This window comes from Leucobacter sp. CX87 (assembly GCF_018682295.1).
In the GTDB taxonomy this organism is placed as follows: domain Bacteria; phylum Actinomycetota; class Actinomycetes; order Actinomycetales; family Microbacteriaceae; genus Cx-87.
The window spans coordinates 203,006-222,733 of the sequence record NZ_JAFIRI010000001.1; the positions used below are offsets into that span (position 1 = coordinate 203,006).

Genomic DNA, 19,728 nt, shown 5'->3' on the forward strand with positions numbered 1-19,728 from the left:
GACATGACAGTTCCCGGCTGCGCTGCATGCCGCAAACGACGACGCGCCGCCCGCCACAAGGGGCGAACGGCGCGTCTCGGTCGTGCTGGCTCAGGCTAAGCCTTCAGCGCGGGCAGGTGCGCGGGGTGCGAGCCGGCGAGCTGCTCGACGACGCGGACCACCTGGCAGCTGTAGCCGTACTCGTTGTCGTACCAGACGTAGAGCACGCAGCTCTTGCCCGTGGTGATCGTGGCGAGACCGTCGACGATGCCTGCGCGGTTCGCGCCGACGAAGTCGGTCGAGACCACCTCGGGCGACTCGAGGTAATCGATCTGCGCGCGCAGCGGCGACGTGAGCGAGATCTCGCGAAGGAACCCGTTGAGCTCGTCCTTCTCGACCTCGTTCTCGAGCTGGAGGTTCAAGATAGCGAGCGACACGTTCGGCGTCGGAACGCGGATCGCATTGCCGGTCAGCTTGCCAGCGAGCTCGGGCAGCGCCTTCGCGACGGCCTTCGCGGCTCCGGTCTCGGAGATGACCATGTTCAGCGCCGCCGAGCGACCGCGACGGTCACCCTTGTGGAAGTTGTCGATCAGGTTCTGATCGTTCGTGAACGAGTGCACCGTCTCGACGTGGCCGTGGAGGATGCCGTAGCGGTCGTTGAGGACCTTGAGCACCGGCGTGATGGCGTTGGTCGTGCACGAGGCGGCCGAAAGAATCGTGTCTTCCGCGGTGATCGTGTCGCTGTTGATGCCGTAGACGATGTTCTTGAGGTCGCCCTTGCCCGGCGCCGTCAGCAGCACGCGCGCGATGCCGTTGGTCTTGAGGTGCTGGCTGAGACCCTCGGCGTCGCGCCAGATGCCCGTGTTGTCGACGAGGATCGCGTCCTTGATGCCGAACGAGGCGTAGTCGACGCTCGCGGGGTCGTTCGAGTAGATGACCTGGATGCGCACGCCGTTGGCGAGAATGACGTTCTCTTCCGGCAGGACCTCGATCGTGCCGTGGAACGCGCCGTGCACCGAGTCGCGGCGCAGGAGGTTCGCGCGCTTCTCGAGGTCGTTCTCCGAGCCCTTACGCACGACGATGGCGCGCAGGTTCAGCCCGTTGCCGCTGCCCGTGTGCTCGATCATGATGCGGGCCAGCAGACGACCGATGCGGCCAAAGCCGTAGAGCACGACGTCGGTGCCCCCGGCGGTCGACGACGGGACGGCCGCCAGCTGGGTGCGCAGGAACGACTCAAGATCGCTCTCGCCGGAGGCGCGGAAGTCGTTGGCCAGCAGAGCCAGGTCGAGCGAGACGGGGTGCGGGTCGACGGCGACAAGCGCCTCGACGATGCGCACGGTCTCCTCGAGCGGCAGCTCAACTTCGTCGATCTTCCGGGCGTAACGGTGCGCGCGGATGATGTCGATCGCGGAGCGACCTACCAGCGAGCGGCCGTGGACCGACATGACGACGTCGTGATCACGGTACAGCTGGCCAATGAGCGGGATCATCCGCTCGGCGAGCTCTTCGCGGGTCTTCCAAGCTTCGAGGTGGGCGTCGGCGCGCTGATCCATATGTCGTGAGTTTCCCTACTGCTGTGAGTGCGATCGAAGAGTTCGGTGGTTCGAAGGTCTGGCCTGCCCGCCAATGCCTCGAGGGCATACCGCACCATTGTCTCATGCCCGCGTGTGTCATGTAGCGTCATAGGTTTTCGGGATGTCGCGTTCCTGCGTCAGTCTTGATCTCGACATCTCCTGTCCACTGGGGCAGGATCCGCGTGACGGTCGGCTTCCGGGCCCCGCTCGCGCCGAAACGAATTGGGGAAACATGTTGAAGATCACGAAGCGCGGGGCCGTTGCCGCCTCGCTCGCGACGCTGGCACTTGCCGCGACGCTCACTGGCTGTGCGGCGGATGCCGCCGAGAAGCCAGCGGACGAGGCAGTCTCGAAGACGGTCACGCTCGGCGTGGTCGGCGCGAGCGATGCCTACTGGCAGACCTTCGTTGATGCCGCGGCGGAAGAGGGCATCACGGTCGAGCTCACGGACTTCACCGACTACAACCAGCCGAACCCCGCGGTCTCGGAGGGCGAGGTCGACCTCAACCAGTTCCAGCACATCGTCTACCTCGCCGATTACAACGTGAATAACGATGACGACCTGGTCCCGATCGGCGCGACCGCGATCTACCCGCTCGCCGTGTTCTCGGACAAGTACGACTCGGTCAAGGACATCCCCGAGGGTGGCGTCGTCGCGATCCCGCAGGACGAGAGCAACCGCGCCCGCGCGCTGCTCGTGCTGCAGTCGGCAGGGCTGCTCACCCTCAAGGACGGCGGGACCATCTTCTCGACGCCCGACGACATCGACGCGTCGAAGTCGAAGGTCACCGTGCAGGAGTTCGACGCCTCGTTCGTTGCGACTGCGCTTCCGGACGTCGACGCCGGCGTCGTGAACAACGACTTCGTCACGAAGTCGGGCCTGGACTTTGCGGACGCGATCGCGCTGGACGATCCCGAGGATCCGAACGCACTGCCGTACGTAAACATCTTCGCGACGCGCGCCGCGGACGCCGAGAACCCGACCTACCTCAAGCTCGTCGAGATCTACCAGACGAACCCCGAGGTGCAGGCGGGCGTGCTCGAGAACTCGGGCGGCACCGCGGTGCTGTTGCAGACGCCGGTCAAGGACCTCAAGGCGAGCCTCGCCAAGGTCGAGGCCGACACGAAGGCGCAGCTCGGCAAGTAGACTCGCCGCGAGTCCGAATCGAAGCAGACGGGGTGTTCGGCGGGTGCCGGACGCCCCGTCTGCGTTCGAGGTAAGTGCAGTGCAACAGATGGGATCGCGATGACTCGCGTGCAGCTGATCGATGTCGGGAAACAGTACCCGGGCCGGGGCAAGGGCGCCTCACCCGTCGTCGCAGTCGACGACGTCTCAATCGACGTCGCGTCAGGAGAGATCCACGCGGTCATCGGCTATTCGGGTGCGGGCAAGAGTACGCTGTTGCGGCTCGTCAACGGCCTGGAACGCGCGACGAGCGGCAGGATCCTGGTGGGGGAGCACGAGATCAGCTCGCTCCCCGAGCGACGGGTGCGCGACGTGCGCACGAACATCGGCATGATCTTCCAACAATTCAACCTGTTCCACTCGAAGAACGTCTCCAAGAACGTCGAGTACCCCCTCGCGCTTGCCGGCATGCCGGCACCCGAGCGCAAGGCACGCGTCGCCGAACTGCTCGAGTTTGTCGGCCTGTCTGACAAAGCGACGGCGTACACGGATCAGCTTTCGGGCGGGCAGAAGCAGCGCGTCGGCATCGCCCGGGCGCTCGCCACGAACCCGGGCCTCTTGCTCGCCGACGAGGCGACCAGCGCGCTCGACCCGGAGACCTCGCAGGAGGTGCTGGCGTTGCTGCGCCGGGTGAACCAGGAGCTCGGCATCACGATCCTGCTGATTACGCACGAGATGGACGTGGTGCGCGAGATCGCGCACCGAGTGACCGTGATGGACTCGGGGCGCGCCGTCGAGCAGGGCGACGTGTTCGACGTCTTTTCCTCCCCGAAGACGCACACTGCCCGCAAGTTCGCGGCGACGGCGTTGCCGACCACCCCGACCGCGGCCCACCTCGCCGAGCTCCGCGAACGGCACCGCGGGGCGCTCGTGTCGGTCACGCTGCGGGATGGCGGCGTCGATCAGCCCGTCGTGTTCCAGACCCTTGCCGCGCAGGGCATTGGCGTCAGTATTGTGCACGGCGGGGTCACCGAGGTGGGCGGACGAAGTTTCGGCCGTGTCACGCTCGAGCTCATCGGCGCGCCCGATGAAGTGGAAATTGCCATCGCGGCCCTTGCCGCCCAGACCGAGGTCGAGGTGCTGAGCTAATGGACCAGATCATCGAACTCTTGCCGAAGTTCGGCGAGGCCGCTGTTGAGACGCTGATCTACGTCGTGCTCGCGATGCTCTTCGGCGGCGTCGGCGGCCTCATCATCGGCGTGTTCCTGACGGTATGCCGCCAGGGCGGTTTGCTTGCGAACGGCGCCGTGTTCTGGGTGCTGAATCTGTTCGTGAACTTTTTCCGGCCGATTCCGTTTGTCATCTTGATCGCGGCGCTGCAGCCGGTCGCCCGGGTCGTCACCGGGAAGGGAATTGGCGACCCCGCGCTGATCTTCACGCTCTCGGTCGCCGCGGCGTTCGGCATCTCGCGGCTCGTTGAGCAGAACCTGCTCTCGGTCTCGCCCGGCGTCATCGAGGCCGCGCGTGCGATGGGTGCCGGCCCTTTCCGCATCATCATGACGGTGCTGATCCCCGAGGGACTTGGCCCGCTCATCCTGGGCTACACCTTCGCGTTCATCGCGGTCATCGACATGACGGCGATGGCCGGCGTGATCGGCGGCGGCGGCCTGGGTAACTTCGCGCTGCAGTACGGATACCGCCAGTTCAACCCGGCGGTCACCTGGGCGGCGGTGCTCATCATCATCGTGATGGTGCAGCTCGTGCAGTTGCTCGGTAACGTGCTTGCCCGTCGCCTGATGCGTCGATAGGCGCCGCTGCACGTCGTCCTCATGGGCGCCGATTGGTTCTTCCGGATGTCGAGCCGCGGAACGACCAGCGTGACGGCGTGATGGGCGTCATCCGGCTCACCGGTGCGGACCCTGCGACCAGCGAGTGAGTCTCACTTCGGGCTAGTCTCGCCTCATGACTGATCTCGCCCAGGCAGCCGAGGCCGCCCCGTTGACCGTCGCCGACCTCCGCCGCATCGCCGAGCGGTTCTGGCCCGCCGCGACGGCGGAGGGCTGGGACCGCGTAGGCCTGGTCACCGGGCGCGACGCGGCCCCGCTGCGTCGCGTGCTGCTCGCGGTGGACGCGGTGCGCGCCACTGTCGACGAGGCGGTCGAGTGGGACGCCGACGCGTTGCTCGTCCACCACCCCCTGTTGTTGCGCGGTGTGCACACGATCGCAGAAGACACCGCGAAGGGGGCGCTGCTGGCAAGCCTCATTCGTGCCGACTGCGCGCTGTTGGCAGCGCACACCAACGCCGACGCGCCCGAGGGCGGCGTCTCGGACGTGTTGGCGCGCGCACTCGGGCTCCATCACTCGGTACCGCTCGAGCCGGGGGCAGATCAGGCCTCGGGCATCGGCCGCGTCGGCGAACTGCCCGCGGCAATCAGCCTGCGCGAGTTCGCCGAGCGTGCCCACCGGATCCTGCCGGAGACGGCCGGTGGCGTGCGCGTCGCGGGCGACCCCGATCGCATGGTGCGCCGCATCGCGCTGTGCGGGGGAGCTGGCGACAGCCTGCTCGAACACCCGCTGGTGCGCGGGGCAGACGTCTATCTCACGTCAGATTTGCGCCACCACCCCGTCCAGGAGTCACTCGAGCAGTCGGTCGTTCTGGGTGGCCCGGCGCTCGTTGACGTGTCCCACTGGGCGAGCGAATCGCTGTGGTTGCGCGGTGCCGCCGAGCGCCTCGCCGCACACCTGCCGGGTGTCGAATTCCGGGTGAGCGGGCGCCGCACCGACGCCTGGACGTTTACTGTCGGCAGGGCGGCGTAAGTCCAGCTCGTTCCCGGCTACGATTAGGCGCATGAAGGCAAGCGTTCGACAGCAGCGGGTACTCCTCGACATCCAGAGTCTCGATACCGAGCAGGTGCGACTTCAGAGACGTCGCGCACAGCTCCCTGAGCGGGCCGAACTTGCGGCCCTGACGGGGGAGACGGCGGCGGTTCGTGACCGCTTCATGGCGGCACAGCGCGAGCTCGAAGACCGCAACGTCGAGATCAAGCGGATCGAGTCGGATATCGAGGTCGTGGCCCAGCGCCGCGCCCGGAACACCGAGCGCATGGCGGTTTCGACCGCGAGCAAGGAAGCCCAGTCGCTCCAGGACGAAGTTGACTCGCTCGAGCGCCGACGCCTTGCCCTCGAGGAGCAGGAGCTCGAGGTCATGGAGGCAGTCGAGCAGGCCCAGCCGAGCTTCGACGCTGCCGCGAACGAACTTGCCGAGATTGACCGCCGACGCGCCGAGCTCGAGCAGCGTCTTGCCGTCGCTGAAGCACACATCGCCCGCGATCTCGCGGCGGCGGCCGAGCAGCGTTCGCTGCTCGCGGCCGAGGTGCAGCGCGACCTCCTCGATCTCTACGAGGACACGCGAAACCGCTACGGGATGGGCGCCGCGCGTCTGCGCGGCAACGTGTCCGAGGGAAGCAACATGGCGCTGACGGATGCCGAGCTCGCGGGGATCCGCGGCGGCGATCCTGAAGAGATCGTGTTCTGCCCGGGCAGCGGCGCGATCCTGATTCGCGACTTCGAGGACTAAATCCCGCGCCCACCTGCCGTAGACTGAAGCATGAAATGGGTCGGTGAGACGGTCGCGTAGCCGCGCAAGCGGCTCCGAGGAACGTCCGGGCTCCGCAGGGGAGAACGGTGGGTAACGCCCACCCGGGGCAACCCGCGAGAAAGTGCAACAGAGAGTAGACCGCCTGGGGGCTTGCCCCTCGGTAAGGCTGAAAGGGTGGGGTAAGAGCCCACCAGCGTTCGTGGTAACACGAGCGGCTAGGTAAACCTCGTTCGGAGCAAGGCCAGACAGAATGCGTTGACGCGCCCCGCTGAGCATTCGGGTAGGCCGCTAGAGGGTACTGGTAACAGTGCCGCGAGATAGATGACCGTCAGCACCGGCCGCGAGGCCGGCGAGACAGAACCCGGCGTATGATCCGGCCCATTTCACGTTCCGCCCCGGTCCAGCGACTCCGCGGGCGTCCGCAGCAACCATCGGGCTTCTCGGCAATTGCCTGGCAATGTCGTCCGCGTTCCCGGGTTCCCGGTCTACCCTGGCGGCACCAGTAGCTGATGGGGAGGTCATGATGACACAGGAACGCCACTCTGCACACGACGACATCGAGTCGATCGACGAGCCGGTCATGGACGGAGCCGATGAAGTCTTCGACGGAGACGAGGACCCCCGAAAGGGCGAATCCGACCCGGCTCTGGTCCGGCACCCGGTCGAGGACGACAAGACCATCGCCCCGTACAACCTCTGACCTGCCGCAGCTCGCTCGGGCGCGCCTGAGCGGGAGCGCTCAACGCGAGTTCCCTGGCTAGTCCGACAGCGTCAGGATCTCAACACCGCGCTCGCGCACGACGAGCGTGTGCTCGAATTGTGCGGTCAGCGAGCGGTCCTTTGTGGTGATGGTCCATTCGTCGTCCCACTGATCCCAGGCGTGCCCGCCGAGCGTGAGCATCGGTTCGATCGTGAACACCATGCCGGGCTTGATGATGTCGGAGAAGTTCGGCGCGGAGTCGTAGTGGGGGATGATGAGCCCCGTGTGAAACGCCGAGCCGACGCCGTGCCCGGTGAAATCGCGCACGACGCCGTACCCGAACCGCTGCGCGTACTTCTCGATGGTGCGGCCGATGACGTTCACCTCGCGGCCCGGGGCGACCGCCTTGATGCCGCGACGCAGGGCCTCCTCGGTGCGTTCGATGAGGAGGTTGACCTCTTCGGAGACCTCGCCGACACGCATGGTCCGATTGAGATCGCCGTGCATCCCGTCAAGGTAGGCCGTGACGTCGATGTTGATGAGGTCGCCCTCGCGCAGCACCGTGTCGTCGGGGATGCCGTGACAAATGACCTCGTTCACCGAGGTGCAGCTCGACTTCGGGAACCCGCGGTACCCGAGCGTCGACGGATAGGCGCCGTGGCTGATCACGTACTCGTGGACGATTCGGTCCAGCTCTTCCGTCGTGACGCCCGGCCGGATCGCCTCGGTGGCCGCATCGATGGCACGCGAGGCGATGCGCCCGGCGGCCCGGATCCGCGCGATCTCTTCCTCGGTGTAGGTGTTGTCGCCGGTGTACGCCGGCGGCTCCGAGAGACCGACATACGGAGGGCGAGCGATCTCGCTGGGCACCGCCCGCCGGGGGCTGACGGAACCGGGGACCAGATGACCATTGGCGTCGAAGGGCATAGCTACTAGCTTAGGAGTCACCGCAGCAAAGGAGGCCAACATGAGCAAGCGTGACTGGGGTATTGACGATCCTGCCGAGCAGTACTGGTACAACGAGCGCACCGGAGAGGTCGAGGAAGGCCCGCAGTCGCTTGCGATCGAGCGAATCGGCCCGTTCGCCACGCGCGAGGAAGCCGCGAGCGCAGCCGAAGTGATCGCCGAGCGCGCGCGCCGCTGGGCCGAGGAAGACGCCGCTGAGGACTGACTCCAGAGCGAGTTGCAGCGCGGCTGCACGCCGCCGCCATCTGGCGCGCGAGAAACGCTAGTCTGGAGCTCAATCGAAGGGATCTGGCGTGAGCAAGCAGCGAGACTTTGTCCTCCGTACGATCGAGGAGCGCGGCGTAAAATTCGTGCGCCTCTGGTTCACCGATGTCGCGGGCACTCTGAAATCGGTGGCGCTCGCGCCGGCCGAGGTTGAGGGCGCGTTCTCAGAGGGAATCGGGTTCGACGGTTCGGCGATCGAGGGGCTCACGCGGGCCTACGAGTCTGACCTGCTCGCGATTCCCGATCCGGCTACCTTCCAGATTCTGCCGTGGCGCGGGGAGATCGACCCGACGGGCCGGATGTTCTGCGACATTCACACGCCGAACGGCGAGCCCGCCGTCGCCGATCCGCGCAACGTGCTCAAGCGCACCCTGGCGCGCGCGGGCGAGCTGGGATTCACGTTCTACACGCACCCGGAAATCGAGTTCTATCTGCTGCGCTCGCTCGAGTTTGGCCCCGAGGGACCGCAGCCCGTCGACCGGGCGGGCTACTTCGACAACGTGCCCGGGGGCACGGCGCACGACTTCCGCCGCGAGAGCGTCGGCATGCTGGAAGATCTCGGGATTTCGGTGGAGTTTAGCCACCACGAGGCAGGCCATGGCCAAAACGAAATCGACCTGCGATACGCCGACGCGTTGACGACCGCGGACAACATCATGACGTTCCGCGCCGTCGTGAAGGAGGTCGCGATCAGTCAGGGCGTGCACGCGACATTCATGCCCAAGCCGTTCGCGGGCCAGCCGGGATCCGGCATGCACACGCACCTCTCGCTGTTCGAGGGCGATGTGAATGCGTTCTACGATGCTGGTGCGAAGTATCAGCTCTCGCAGACCGGCCGACGCTTCGTCGCGGGGATCCTGCGCCACGCGCCGGAGATCACGGCCGTGACGAATCAATACACGAACTCCTACAAGCGGCTCTGGGGCGGCGACGAGGCCCCGTCGTTCGTCAGCTGGGGACACAACAACCGCTCCGCGCTCGTGCGCGTGCCGATGTACAAGCCCGGCAAGGGCGGCAGCGCCCGAGTCGAATACCGCGGCATGGACAGTGCAGCGAACCCGTACCTCGCGTTCTCCCTGCTGCTCGCGGCCGGGCTCAAGGGTATCGAGGAGGAGTACGAGCTGCCGCCCGAGGCCGAGAACAACCTCTGGGAGCTCAGCGATGGCGAGCGCCGCGCGCTCGGCTTCGACCCCCTGCCCTCGAGTCTCGAGCATGCCGTCGCGATCATGGAGAACTCTGAGCTCGTGGCGCAAACCCTGGGCGAGCAAGTCTTCGCATACTCGATTCGCAACAAGCGCGAGGAGGTCGAACAGTACCGCCGCCAGGTGACGCCGTTCGAGCTCTCGTCAATGCTCGGCACCGTCTAACCCGGGGCCGCATGGCAGAGCAGCGTGGGCGCGGCGCCCGCACGGGAACACTCACGCGGATCGCACGGGCCGGCTTTGTCGAGCTCACCGCCGCGCGCGACAGCCTGGCTGAGCTCGCCGCGGCGAGTGGCATCGCCGAGGACCGCTGGCTTGCGGCGCTGTCGCACGCCGCCGACCCGGACGTCGCACTCGTGCGCCTGCGCGCACTCGCCGAGGCTCAGCCAGAGCTTATGCAGGAGATCTCCCTGCATGATCCGGTGGACGACGGGCCCCTGGAACGATCGCACGCGGGATACACGCCGCTCCAGGCCCTCTCCCTCCTCGTGGGCGCCTCACCCGCGCTCGGGGACTTTTTCACCCGCCATCCCGAACACCTGCTCGAGATTCTGCTGCGCGGCGGCCGCCTTCCCGGCGCTGCGGAGCTGCGCGGCGAGCTCCTGCGCTCGGTCGGGGCCGATCCCGCGCGCGCGACCAGCCCCGCGGTCGCCGCCGAGGACGCCGGGATCCTGTCGGGAGAAGCCGGCTGGCGGGCGCTGCGCGTGCGCTATCGGGAGCTGCTGGCAGAGGTTGTGCTGGAAGACCTCGCGCGTGGCCCTGCAGCTCCCGGGGCCTTTGAAGAGGTCGCGGCGGCACTCTCCGACCTCGCGGCCGCCGCGATCGAGGCCGCGCTCGCGGTCGCCGCGGCGACGCTGTCCCGCGACGGGGGCGCGGGACTGCCCATCGCCCCGGATCGGGTCGCGCTCACCCGACTCGCCGTCATCGCGATGGGCAAGTGCGGCGCGCGCGAGCTGAATGTGGTGTCGGATGTCGACGTCATCTTTGTGGTGGAGTCTGCCGACCCAGACGTTCTCGACACCGACGAGGCCATTCGGATCGGCACCCGGCTCGCGAGCGAGATGATGCGAGCGATCCACGACTTCTCGATGGAGCCACCGCTCTGGCAAGTTGATCCGAACCTGCGCCCCGAGGGCCGTCAAGGCGCCCTCGTGCGCACCCTCAGCTCTCACCTTGCCTATTACGAGCGCTGGGCGCGCACGTGGGAGTTCCAGGCGCTGCTGAAGGCGCGTGCCCTCGCGGGGGACCTTGCCCTGGGCGAGGACTACGTCGCCCGTACGCGGCCCCTGGTCTGGGCTTCAAGCTCTCGCGACGATTTCGTCGGCTCCGTGCAACGTATGCGCGAACGAGTCACCGAGCACATCGAGGATGGCGCGCTCGAGGTGCAGCTTAAACTCGGCCCTGGCGGGCTGCGTGACGTCGAGTTCAGCGTGCAACTGCTGCAGCTCGTGCACGGCCAGTACGACGAGCGGTTGCGCCGGCGGGGCACGATCCCCGCGCTCGAGGCCCTCGTGGACGGCGGCTACGTGGCCCGCGCCGATGGCGACGAGCTCGCCGAGGCATATCGTGAGCTTCGCGTGCTCGAGCATCGGCTCCAGCTGCGCGACCTGCGTCGTACCGCGCTCATGCCGACAGACCCGGACGGTCTGCGCGTGCTGGCGCGCGCCAGCCAGCTGGCTCCCGACGCCGAGGCGCTCCGCGCGCGCTGGGAAGAGACCAAGCGGCGCGTGCGCGAGTTGCATCTCAAAGTCTTCTACGCTCCGCTGCTCTCCGCCGTCGCCGAGCTTCCGGATGAGGATTTCGTGCTCGGCACGGAGGCCGCCAGGGCGCGCCTGCTTTCGATCGGCTTCCGCGACCCGGACGGGGCGATGCGCCATCTGGGCACCCTCACGTCCGGCACCTCGCGCCGGGCTCTCGTGCAACGAAACCTCATGCCGGTGCTGCTGCACTGGTTTTCGGAGGGGGCCGACCCCGACTACGGCCTGCTCGCCTTCCGTCGCATTAGCGAGGGACTCAAGAATTCCTCCTGGTTTGTGCGCCTCCTGCGCGACAGCGCGGGCGCCGCGGAGCGTCTCACACGAGTGCTGGCGAATTCGCGTTTTGCCGGCGAACTGATGGAGACGATCCCGGAGTCCGCGGCGTGGCTCGAGCACGACGCGCTGCTGCGGCCGGTGCCGCTCGCGCCGCTGCGGGAAGAGATGCTCGCCCTTGCGGCGCGCCGTGACACCGCGGCGGCGGCGGCCCCTGGCCTACGGACGATTCACCGCCGGGAAGTACTGCGCACCGCCCTCGGCCAGCTGGTCGGGGTGAACGGTCCAGAGGCCGTATCTGCGGGTCTCGACGCTGCACACACCGCGCTTCTCGAGGCATTGTTGGCAGCAATCCGATCGGAGCCTGAGCGTCAGTCGGTGCCCGGCCTCGAGATCGCCTTGATTGGGATGGGGCGATACGGGGGAGCTGAGCTCGGGTTCGCCTCAGACATCGACCTGCTCGCGGTGTTCCGTGCGCCGGAGGGCGCGGAAGGAGCGGCGAACGAGGCCGCCCGCGTCATCGCTGAGCTGCGCACGCTCGCCGCAGACCCACGGTTCCCACTCGACCTCGACTTCGATCTGCGCCCCGAGGGGAAGAACGGACCATTCGTCCGCAGCCTCACGGGCTATCGCAGCTACTACGAGCGCTGGTCGCTGACTTGGGAAGCGCAGGCGTTGTTGCGGGCCCGCGCCGTCGCCGGCGATGTGGATCTCGGCGCCGATTTTATGCGGCTGGCAGACGAAGTACGCTATCCCGAGGCCTTTGGCGAATCCGAGGCGCGCGAGGTGCGGCGTATCAAGGCGCGAGTTGAGGCGGAGCGACTCCCGCGAGGCGCTGACCCGCTGCGACATCTCAAGCTGGGACCCGGCGCGATCAGCGACGTGGAATGGCTGCTGCAGCTGCTGCAACTGCAGCATGCCGCCGCGCTTCCCGAGCTGCGGACTGCGTCGACACTGGGCGGCCTCGCTGCCGCGGTGCGAGCGGGACTCCTCGACGAGGCGTCCCGTGAGACACTCGAGACGGCTTGGAAGCTCGCGGGGGAGATTCGGTCAGCGAATCGACTGTGGTCGGGGCGGGGCTCTGACCTGTTACCGCGCGAACGGGCGGACCTGGACGGCGTCGGGCGGATCCTGGGCTTGCCCACGCAGTCGACGACGGAACTTGAGGAACGGTATTTTGCAGCGACTCGCCGGGCACGCGCCGTTTTTGAGCGTGAGTTCTATGGGCGAGCGCCGGACGTGTTCCCGGCTGCGTAGCGGCACGAACAGAAGTTCACCTGGCGTTCTGGAAAAGTTTTCCCGAAGGTCTAGACCCAGGCCCCGGCTGAGCGTAACCTGATCGTTATGAACTACCTCCAGTCATTCCTGGACGCGATCCTCGCCGAGGACGCGGACGAACTCGAGTCTGATCTCGAGTCCTGAGTCGCCTCGCAGTCCGGCCCCAGCAAAGTTGCTGAGGCCGGACTGCTCTAGTTCAGGGGCGTGCGTCGACTGCGATCTCGCTTCGCGTAAGCTGCGGGGATGCAGAAAGAACGCGTTCGAGTTCGAGGTGCCGCGATCCTCGCGGCGGCCGGGGTTGCGCTGGCTGGCCTCGTCCTAGCAGCTGTGTTCGTCCGGCTCTCGCTTGACTGGTCAGATGCCCAACCGTACGAGGGTGACGTTACCGAGACACGGTACATCGTCTTCATGCTCATCGCGCTAGTGATCGCCGCGGGTGGCCTGCTGTGCGGTGTGTGGATCTATCGCAGGAAGACCCGCCGAAAGGCATAAAGATGGGCCGTGCCGCCCGGGGGTGTTCCCCGCGACAACACGGCCCGATCCTGCACGCTCCTACGAGCGCTTCTGGTCTGCCTCTTCGGACTTGGTGTGCTTCGCCACACGCTTTTCCTTGAGTGTCTGCCTCGCTGGCTTCTTCGTGTTCTTCTGACCGCGATCTTTTCCGGACATTCCTACTCCTTTGATGAGAATGCATGGGCTCAAGGCCGACCCTAGCCCAGTGGCCGCGGAATGTCTCGGAAAGTTTGCTGGAACGGCTCACGTTGATGGAGGCGTCGACTCGTCGTCGGCAAAGTTGAGTCCCGCCTCCGCGAGCGCGTCAGCGAGCAGCCTGACCGCCTTCGGCCCGACCCCGTGGAGCGCCAGGAGCTGACCCCGAGACATTCGGGCCACCCCGGAAAGTGAGCCCACGCCCACCGAGATCAAGGCGGAGGTGGCGGGTCGGCCGATCTTGGGCAGGTTGCCCAGGCTTTCCGGCACATCACGAGTGGACATGTATCGAGCGTATGGGGGAGGAGGCGCCGACTCAACTGCGTCGATCTGGGAGTATGGGCAAGTGACTCCGCTGGTGCCCTCGCTCGTCCCGGAGCTGCTCGTGACGGATTCGCCCCGAAGCCTGGCCTTCTGGTGCGGACTCTGCGGGTTCAAGATCGACTACCAGCGCCCCGAAGAAGGCTTCGCCTACCTCTCGCTGGGTAGCGCGCACGTGATGCTTGATGAGATCGGGGAGGGGCGCACCTGGGAGACGGCCCCGCTTGAACCGCCGCTCGGCCGGGGTATCAACTTCCAGATCGAGATCAGCGACCTGGCCCCCGTGTTGCGGTCGCTTCGTGGCGCCGGCTGGCCCCTATTCGTCGAGCCCGAGGCAAAGTGGTACCGGATTTCCGACACCGAGGAGGTCGGGGTCGAACAGTTTCTTGTCACCGACCCTGACGGCTACCTGATTCGATTTCAGACGAAGACCGGCACGCGCACGCTCGGGTGCTGAACGCGCGCCGACCAGGCGGCAGGGGAGACAGTGCCCGCGTAGTCCCGCAGATTCTCCGACCACTTCGCGCCAAGGTGGAAGGTGACCTGGGTTGCGTCGACGCCGTTGAGCGATGCTGGCCGCGGGGAAATCCGTCTGTGGGCGTCGGGGGCAATCTCCGACAGCGTGGCCAGCTGCATGGACGGGTGGTACGACACGTTGGGCTGCTTTGCGGGCGGGACGATTTACCCGAGGCTACTGTCTGCCCATGCGTTCACGTCCGAAGACTGCGGCAAGTTTCCTCCGATTTGGTGACCCGGGGAGAACGAAACGCGCCCTACGTGCCGTCCTCGCTCGCGCGATTCGGGCCCGTAGGGCGCGTCCACAGCAGAGGCAGGAATCTGCCCGCAGCTGGAAGGTGTTCCTAGATGCCGTAGTACAGCTCGAACTCGTACGGGTGGGGACGCAGCGCCATCGGCTGAATCTCCATCGTGCGCTTGTCGTCGATCCACGTGCGGACCAGCTCTTCGGTGAACACGCCACCCTCAAGCAGGTACTGGTGATCGTTCTCGAGAGCGACGAGCGCCTCGTCGAGCGACCCGGGGACCTGCGGGATGTTCTTGGCTTCCTCGGGGGGCAGCTCGTAGAGGTCCTTATCGATCGGCGCCATCGGCTCAATGCGGTTGCGGATGCCGTCGAGGCCCGCCATCAGCTGAGCTGCGAACGCGAGGTACGGGTTGCTCGATGCGTCGGGAGCGCGGAACTCGATGCGCTTCGCCTTCGGGTTGGTGCCCGTCAGGGGGATCCGGATGGCAGCGGAGCGGTTGCCCGCCGAGTAGGCGAGGTTCACGGGAGCCTCGAAGCCCTTGACCAGGCGACGGTAGCTGTTGATGGTCGGGTTCGTGAACGCGAGCAGCGACGGGGCGTGTGCCAGGATGCCGCCGATGTACCAGCGAGCGGTGTCCGAGAGACCGCCGTAGCCGTTCTCGTCGTAGAACAGCGGATCGCCGTTCGCCCACAGCGACATGTGGGTGTGCATGCCCGAGCCGTTGTCACCGAATACGGGCTTCGGCATGAAGGTGGCGGTCTTGCCCCACAGGTCAGCCGTGTTCTTGACGACGTACTTGAACTTCATGACGTCATCGGCAGCCTTCACCAGCGTGTCGAAGCGGTAGTTGATCTCGGCCTGGCCAGGCGCGCCCACCTCGTGGTGCGAGCGCTCGAGAATGAGACCCGATTCGATCAGGCGCAGCGAGATATCGTCGCGGAGGTCGGCCTGCTTGTCGGTGGGGGAGACGGGGAAGTAGCCGCCCTTCTGCGAGGTCGTGTAACCGGGGTTGCCGCCCTCCATCTTCTTGCCAGAGTTCCAGTGCGCTTCTTCCGAGTCAATCTCGTAGAAGGTGCGCTGCGCGGTGGTCTCGTAGCGGACCGAGTCGAGGATGTAGAACTCTGCCTCGGCTGCGAAGAATGCGGTGTCAGCAATGCCGGTCGAGGCGAGGTAGCGCTCGGCCTTCTTTGCTACCTGGCGCGGGTCGCGCGAGTAGATCTCGCCGGTGCGCGGGTTGAAGATGTCGAAGAGCATGATGAGGGTCTTCTCGGCCCGGAACTGGTCGAGGTACGCCGTCGTGACATCGGGAATGAGCTGCATGTCCGACTCGGCGATTCCGGAAAAACCACGGATCGACGAACCGTCAAACATCTGACCGGTGACAAAGAAGTCCAGGTCTACGCTTGCGGCGGGGACATTGAAGTGCTGCTGCACACCCGGGAGATCGGTGAACCGAACGTCAAGGAACTTGACGTCGTGCTCTTTGATGTAGCTGAGAACTTCTGCGGGCTCGCGAAACATTCTGCTCCTTTTGGGACTGTGGTGGGCGCCAGACCTGCGCCGCCATACGTTCAGCCTAGGGCAGGGCCGTTTCTTCGGCGTTTACCCTGTGTTTCGCGCAGGTTACGAAATCCCGGTAATCGGTAGACTCGTTTCCATGGTGAGTGAGCAGCGTGCCCAGAAATTCGGCGACCTAGAACCGAGTCAGTGGCCCGGTGAACGTTTGGGACTCCCCGAGAGCGGGCCGCGTTCGGTCGGCCGTATCGGCCGCCGCATCCTCGCGATCTGCATCGACTGGCTGTTGGCCTCGGTGCTCTCAGGGTTTCTCGTGGGGTTCGGAAATCAGGATCCGCGCGCCTCGCTCTTGACGCTCGGCATCTTTTCGGCCATCAACATCCTCTTCATCCCCACGATCGGCGGCTCGCTCGGGCACCGGATCGCGGGACTGCGGGTCGTGCCGATCGCCGGCGGCTGGGTCGGGCCGTGGCGCCCGATCGTGCGCACGTTGCTGATCGTGCTCGTCATTCCCGTCGTCGTGTGGGACTCGGACCAACGCGGTTTCCACGACAAGGTCGCCGGCACGGTGTTGATCCGGGGCTAACCAGTCGTGGGGAAACGAAGAAGGGCCCGGCATCGCTGCCGGGCCCTTCTTCGTTTGGTCGTCTAGCGCGGGCGCTGCGAGCGAACCTTGTTGGGGTCGATGCCCTTCGGGATGCCGACCGGCGAGGACTGCAACGACGCTAGTCGCAGGTGCACGGCCTGAACCTCATTGCGGTTCAAGGACGGCTTGATCTTCAGGAGCGCGCGAGAAAGCTTGTGCAGCGGCACCGATCCCTCGTCCGGGCCGACCTGAATGTGGGTGATCTTCACATTCGGAAGGACTCGGCGAACCTTGCGCTCCTCGTCCAGGCGCAGGCGCTTGGTGCGCTCGGCCGGGCCCTCGGCGATGATAACGACGCCGCCACGGCCGACGACGCGGTAGATCGCATCCTGCGTGCGAGGGTTCATCGCCACGGGGGTTTCAGATCCGCGCCAGGAGCGACGGAGCGCCCCCTGCACGACCGCGCCCACAGCACCGGGGCGACCCTCGATCTGCTGGTACGCGGCCTTCTCGGCGCGACGACCCAACACGATCATCACGAGCAGGATGCCGAGCAAGACTCCGGTGATGGTCCACAGCACCCAGGAGATCCAGTTTCCGGGCAGCAACGCCGCAACGAGCACACCGACCACGATGGGTGCGATGAACGCGAGCAGCAGTGACAGCGTCAGATTGCGGTCGTGCTGCTTGGTGGTCTGATAGACCTGCCACATCTGCTTGATGCGCCCGGGCTGCTTTGCCGCGCGCGCTGCCTTCTTTTCCGGATCCTTTGCCATACCTTCTAGCGTATCGCGATTCGCGCGGTCGCCGCGCACGTCGATGGCCTTCTCGCCTCCCAGCGAATTGGCAAGAGCGGGCCGGGTTCGCCGGTGCCCGCGTCGCCATCCACAGAGGTTGCCGTCCACAGACATCGGCGACCGACAGTTTTCCACCGACGGGGACACTGCGGCCCGGCCGAGTGCGCTGGGCGCTTGGATGGTGAGCGCGGTCCTTCTGAACGGGTCGTCACCACTGAGTAGGGGAACTGGCATGCGACGTAGGCAGACGACGAGTGCTCCGACGCTCTTCGCAGGTCAACGCAGCCTCGCGAACCGCCCGAGAGAGCTGCCTCTTGGTGCGGGGGAGCTTGCGTGGCTGGTTCTTGAGCTGCTCACGGTGGGGGAACAAGCGCGGCATCACGGGTGGTGTCTCGGCGGGCTGCGGCCCGCGAACCTCGCGATATCCGGTGGCCGGTTGCAGCGGGTCGCCCGAGAGCCGCTCAATGTGGCCATGCGCTCGCGGCTTCGCGCACACACTCACCGCAGAGAAGGGCATGACGATTGGTGTGTAGACCTGGGGATCTCGCGGAGTCACCTCTGGTCCCTGATTCGTGAACTGCAGCCCGCCGATGGCGGATGGCTCGTGCTGGAAGCCCTCGAGGCCGCACGGGGAGATGCCCGCCTCGGTGTCGGTGCCGCGCACGAATCACCGCGCGAGTGTGTCGAGTATCGGATTCGTGCGCGAATCACGCCGGTGCCCTGGGTGCTTGGGTCGGAAGCGCCCGGAGAAGGTCCGCCCCGGACGTCACCCGCCGCGGATCGCCAGAGACGCACAATGCCGCGCACCCCGGAAGGGGCACGCGGCATCAGTGGTGCGCCGGGAGCGGCGCGAGGTAAATCCTTCTGAACGGTTAGAGACCCAGAAGCGCCTCGAAGTCGCCACCCTCAAGGCGGGCCTTCATTTGTGAGAGGAAGCGGGCTGCGTCCGCACCATCGACGATGCGGTGGTCGTACGACACGGCGAGCATGACCATCGAGCGGACGGCAATCGCGTCGCCCTCGGGGGTCGAAACAACGCCGGCTTTCTTCACCACGGAACCCGTACCCAGGATTGCGGACTGGGGCAGGAATACGAGCGGCGTATCGAAGTGGGCGCCGCGCGATCCCGTGTTCGTGAGGGTGAACGTGCCACCGGCGAGCTCGTCGGGCGTCAGCTTGTTGCTGCGCGTCCGGGCAGCGAGGTCAGCGATCTCGCCAGCGATCTGCGCGATGTTCTTATCGCCGGCATCACGAAGCACCGGCGTCAACAAGCCGCGCTCGGTCTCGACCGCGATGCTGATGTTCTCCGACGGGTGGTAGGCGATGCTGTCGCCCTCAACGCTTGCATTCAACACGGGGTTTGAACGCAGCGCCTCGGCTGCCGCAACGGCGAAGAACGGCAGGAACGACAGCTTCGATCCGGTGCGTGCCAGGAACTCGTCCTTCTTCGCCTGGCGCAGCTGAGCGATGCGCGTCACATCAACCTCGACGAAGGTGGTGAGCTGAGCGGTGGCCTGCATCGACGCAACAGCGCGCTCGGAGATCACTTTGCGCAGTCGGCTCATCTTCTGAGTCGTTCCGCGCAGCGGCGAAACCTCGACGGGGGCCGGAGCCGAGACGGCGGCGGCGCCCGTGTTGCTGGCGGCGGCCTGCACGTCTTCCTTGCGGATGCGGCCTCCGACGCCGGTGCCCACGACGCGACCGAGGTCGACGCCCAGGTCGTGCGCAAGCTTGCGAACGATCGGGGTGACGTAGGCGCCGGCGTCCGCAACGGCCGGGGCTGCCACGGCTGCGGGTGCTGCGGCAGGCACGACCGGTGCTGCGGACGGAACAACGGGCACTGCTGCAGGAACGACCGGAACGGCGGGGGCTGCGGCCGGCACGACCGGTGCTGCAGCAGGAACAACAGGTGCGGCCGCAGGAACGACCGGAGCAACTGCAGGAACGACGGGTTCCGCGACAGGTGCAGGAACCGCCGCGACGGGCTCAGCGGGGGCGGCCGGAGCAGCCTCAGGGGCTGCCGGAGCCACCTCGGGGGTCGCCGGGGCCGCGGCGCCAGCGCCACTGCCGTCGCCTACGCGAGCGAGGACGGCACCGACCTCAACGGTCTCGTCTTCCTGAACAAAGATCTCTTCCAATACGCCCGCAATGGGCGACGGGATCTCGGTGTCGACCTTGTCGGTCGACACCTCAAGCAGCGGCTCGTCGACGGCGATCGTGTCGCCGACGTTCTTCAGCCAACGGGTCACCGTCCCCTCGGTCACGCTTTCGCCGAGTGCGGGAAGGACTACGGACTCACTCATGGGGGGAACTCTCCTTG

The 19,728-nt window shown here is 66.5% G+C and carries 19 protein-coding genes and 1 other RNA gene; 13 read left to right on the forward strand and 7 right to left on the reverse strand.

Annotated elements, in window-relative coordinates; translation table 11 throughout:
• Positions 1–95: 95 nt before the first annotated feature.
• Positions 96–1,532 (reverse strand): glyceraldehyde-3-phosphate dehydrogenase, encoded by a 1,437-nt coding sequence (locus KOE53_RS00950; RefSeq protein ID WP_188057072.1) that lies wholly within the window; start codon positions 1,530–1,532, stop codon positions 96–98.
• 253 nt (positions 1,533–1,785) lie between these two features.
• Here KOE53_RS00950 and KOE53_RS00955 point away from each other — a divergent pair, with 253 nt between their 5' ends.
• The 7 genes from KOE53_RS00955 (at position 1,786) to KOE53_RS00985 (ending at position 6,977) form a co-directional block, all read left to right on the forward strand.
• Positions 1,786–2,700, forward strand: coding sequence for a MetQ/NlpA family ABC transporter substrate-binding protein (locus KOE53_RS00955; protein ID WP_188044857.1), 915 nt, complete (start codon positions 1,786–1,788; stop codon positions 2,698–2,700).
• A gap of 99 nt (positions 2,701–2,799) precedes the next feature.
• Positions 2,800–3,828: a methionine ABC transporter ATP-binding protein gene (locus KOE53_RS00960; RefSeq protein WP_188057073.1), complete on the forward strand. Its 1,029-nt coding sequence runs from the start codon at positions 2,800–2,802 to the stop codon at positions 3,826–3,828.
• Positions 3,828–4,487 (forward strand): methionine ABC transporter permease, encoded by a 660-nt coding sequence (locus KOE53_RS00965; protein WP_188057074.1) that lies wholly within the window; start codon positions 3,828–3,830, stop codon positions 4,485–4,487. Before KOE53_RS00960 ends, KOE53_RS00965 begins: the two co-directional genes overlap by 1 nt.
• Before the next feature lie 154 nt (positions 4,488–4,641).
• Complete coding sequence (locus KOE53_RS00970) at positions 4,642–5,496, forward strand: Nif3-like dinuclear metal center hexameric protein (RefSeq protein ID WP_188057075.1); 855 nt, start codon at positions 4,642–4,644, stop codon at positions 5,494–5,496.
• Positions 5,497–5,527: 31 nt separating this feature from the next.
• On the forward strand, positions 5,528–6,256 hold the full coding sequence (locus tag KOE53_RS00975) for a zinc ribbon domain-containing protein (protein WP_188044853.1): 729 nt from the start codon (positions 5,528–5,530) through the stop codon (positions 6,254–6,256).
• 36 nt (positions 6,257–6,292) lie between these two features.
• Positions 6,293–6,662: RNase P RNA component class A (gene rnpB / locus KOE53_RS00980), an RNA gene on the forward strand.
• Positions 6,663–6,800: 138 nt separating this feature from the next.
• Positions 6,801–6,977: a hypothetical protein gene (locus KOE53_RS00985; RefSeq protein ID WP_188057076.1), complete on the forward strand. Its 177-nt coding sequence runs from the start codon at positions 6,801–6,803 to the stop codon at positions 6,975–6,977.
• 57 nt (positions 6,978–7,034) lie between these two features.
• On the opposite strand, the gene map is transcribed toward KOE53_RS00985, so the two are convergent.
• Positions 7,035–7,904: a type I methionyl aminopeptidase gene (gene map, locus KOE53_RS00990; protein WP_188044851.1), complete on the reverse strand. Its 870-nt coding sequence runs from the start codon at positions 7,902–7,904 to the stop codon at positions 7,035–7,037.
• A gap of 40 nt (positions 7,905–7,944) precedes the next feature.
• Between map and KOE53_RS00995 the strand changes: the two genes are divergently transcribed.
• The 4 genes from KOE53_RS00995 to KOE53_RS01010 all read left to right on the forward strand — a co-directional run bounded on the left by KOE53_RS00995 (position 7,945) and on the right by KOE53_RS01010 (position 13,209).
• Positions 7,945–8,148 carry a methionine aminopeptidase gene (locus KOE53_RS00995; protein WP_188057077.1) on the forward strand — a complete coding sequence of 68 codons (204 nt, stop codon included), beginning with the start codon at positions 7,945–7,947 and terminating at the stop codon, positions 8,146–8,148.
• Between the two features lie 88 nt (positions 8,149–8,236).
• The gene (locus KOE53_RS01000) at positions 8,237–9,574 is read left to right on the forward strand and encodes a glutamine synthetase family protein (RefSeq protein WP_188044849.1); all 1,338 of its coding nucleotides are present in this window, start codon (positions 8,237–8,239) and stop codon (positions 9,572–9,574) included.
• Between the two features lie 11 nt (positions 9,575–9,585).
• Positions 9,586–12,696, forward strand: coding sequence for a bifunctional [glutamine synthetase] adenylyltransferase/[glutamine synthetase]-adenylyl-L-tyrosine phosphorylase (locus KOE53_RS01005; RefSeq protein ID WP_188057078.1), 3,111 nt, complete (start codon positions 9,586–9,588; stop codon positions 12,694–12,696).
• Positions 12,697–12,960: 264 nt separating this feature from the next.
• Positions 12,961–13,209 carry a hypothetical protein gene (locus tag KOE53_RS01010; RefSeq protein ID WP_188044847.1) on the forward strand — a complete coding sequence of 83 codons (249 nt, stop codon included), beginning with the start codon at positions 12,961–12,963 and terminating at the stop codon, positions 13,207–13,209.
• Between the two features lie 264 nt (positions 13,210–13,473).
• On the opposite strand, the gene KOE53_RS01015 is transcribed toward KOE53_RS01010, so the two are convergent.
• Entirely contained in the window at positions 13,474–13,710 is a 237-nt protein-coding gene (locus KOE53_RS01015; protein WP_188044846.1) for a helix-hairpin-helix domain-containing protein, read from the reverse strand.
• 61 nt (positions 13,711–13,771) lie between these two features.
• On the opposite strand from KOE53_RS01015, the gene KOE53_RS01020 reads away from it, so the two are divergent.
• Positions 13,772–14,203 (forward strand): bleomycin resistance protein, encoded by a 432-nt coding sequence (locus tag KOE53_RS01020; RefSeq protein ID WP_215401645.1) that lies wholly within the window; start codon positions 13,772–13,774, stop codon positions 14,201–14,203.
• Here the strand turns inward: KOE53_RS01020 and KOE53_RS01025 are convergent.
• On the reverse strand, positions 14,167–14,400 hold the full coding sequence (locus KOE53_RS01025; RefSeq protein ID WP_188057079.1) for a hypothetical protein: 234 nt from the start codon (positions 14,398–14,400) through the stop codon (positions 14,167–14,169). The two genes, KOE53_RS01020 and KOE53_RS01025, sit on opposite strands and share 37 nt — an antisense overlap.
• A gap of 206 nt (positions 14,401–14,606) precedes the next feature.
• The gene (glnA, locus tag KOE53_RS01030) at positions 14,607–16,031 is read right to left on the reverse strand and encodes a type I glutamate--ammonia ligase (RefSeq protein WP_188044843.1); all 1,425 of its coding nucleotides are present in this window, start codon (positions 16,029–16,031) and stop codon (positions 14,607–14,609) included.
• 136 nt (positions 16,032–16,167) lie between these two features.
• Here glnA and KOE53_RS01035 point away from each other — a divergent pair, with 136 nt between their 5' ends.
• A complete protein-coding gene (locus tag KOE53_RS01035) occupies positions 16,168–16,611 on the forward strand; it encodes an RDD family protein (protein WP_188057080.1) in 444 nt (147 codons plus the stop codon).
• A 62-nt stretch (positions 16,612–16,673) separates the two neighbouring features.
• Here KOE53_RS01035 and KOE53_RS01040 read toward each other — a convergent pair whose 3' ends face one another.
• Together KOE53_RS01040 and sucB are read right to left on the reverse strand one after the other, a co-directional pair.
• Positions 16,674–17,387 carry a DUF4191 domain-containing protein gene (locus KOE53_RS01040; RefSeq protein ID WP_188044841.1) on the reverse strand — a complete coding sequence of 238 codons (714 nt, stop codon included), beginning with the start codon at positions 17,385–17,387 and terminating at the stop codon, positions 16,674–16,676.
• Between the two features lie 893 nt (positions 17,388–18,280).
• Positions 18,281–19,711: a 2-oxoglutarate dehydrogenase, E2 component, dihydrolipoamide succinyltransferase gene (sucB, locus tag KOE53_RS01045; protein WP_188057081.1), complete on the reverse strand. Its 1,431-nt coding sequence runs from the start codon at positions 19,709–19,711 to the stop codon at positions 18,281–18,283.
• Positions 19,712–19,728: the final 17 nt, after the last annotated feature.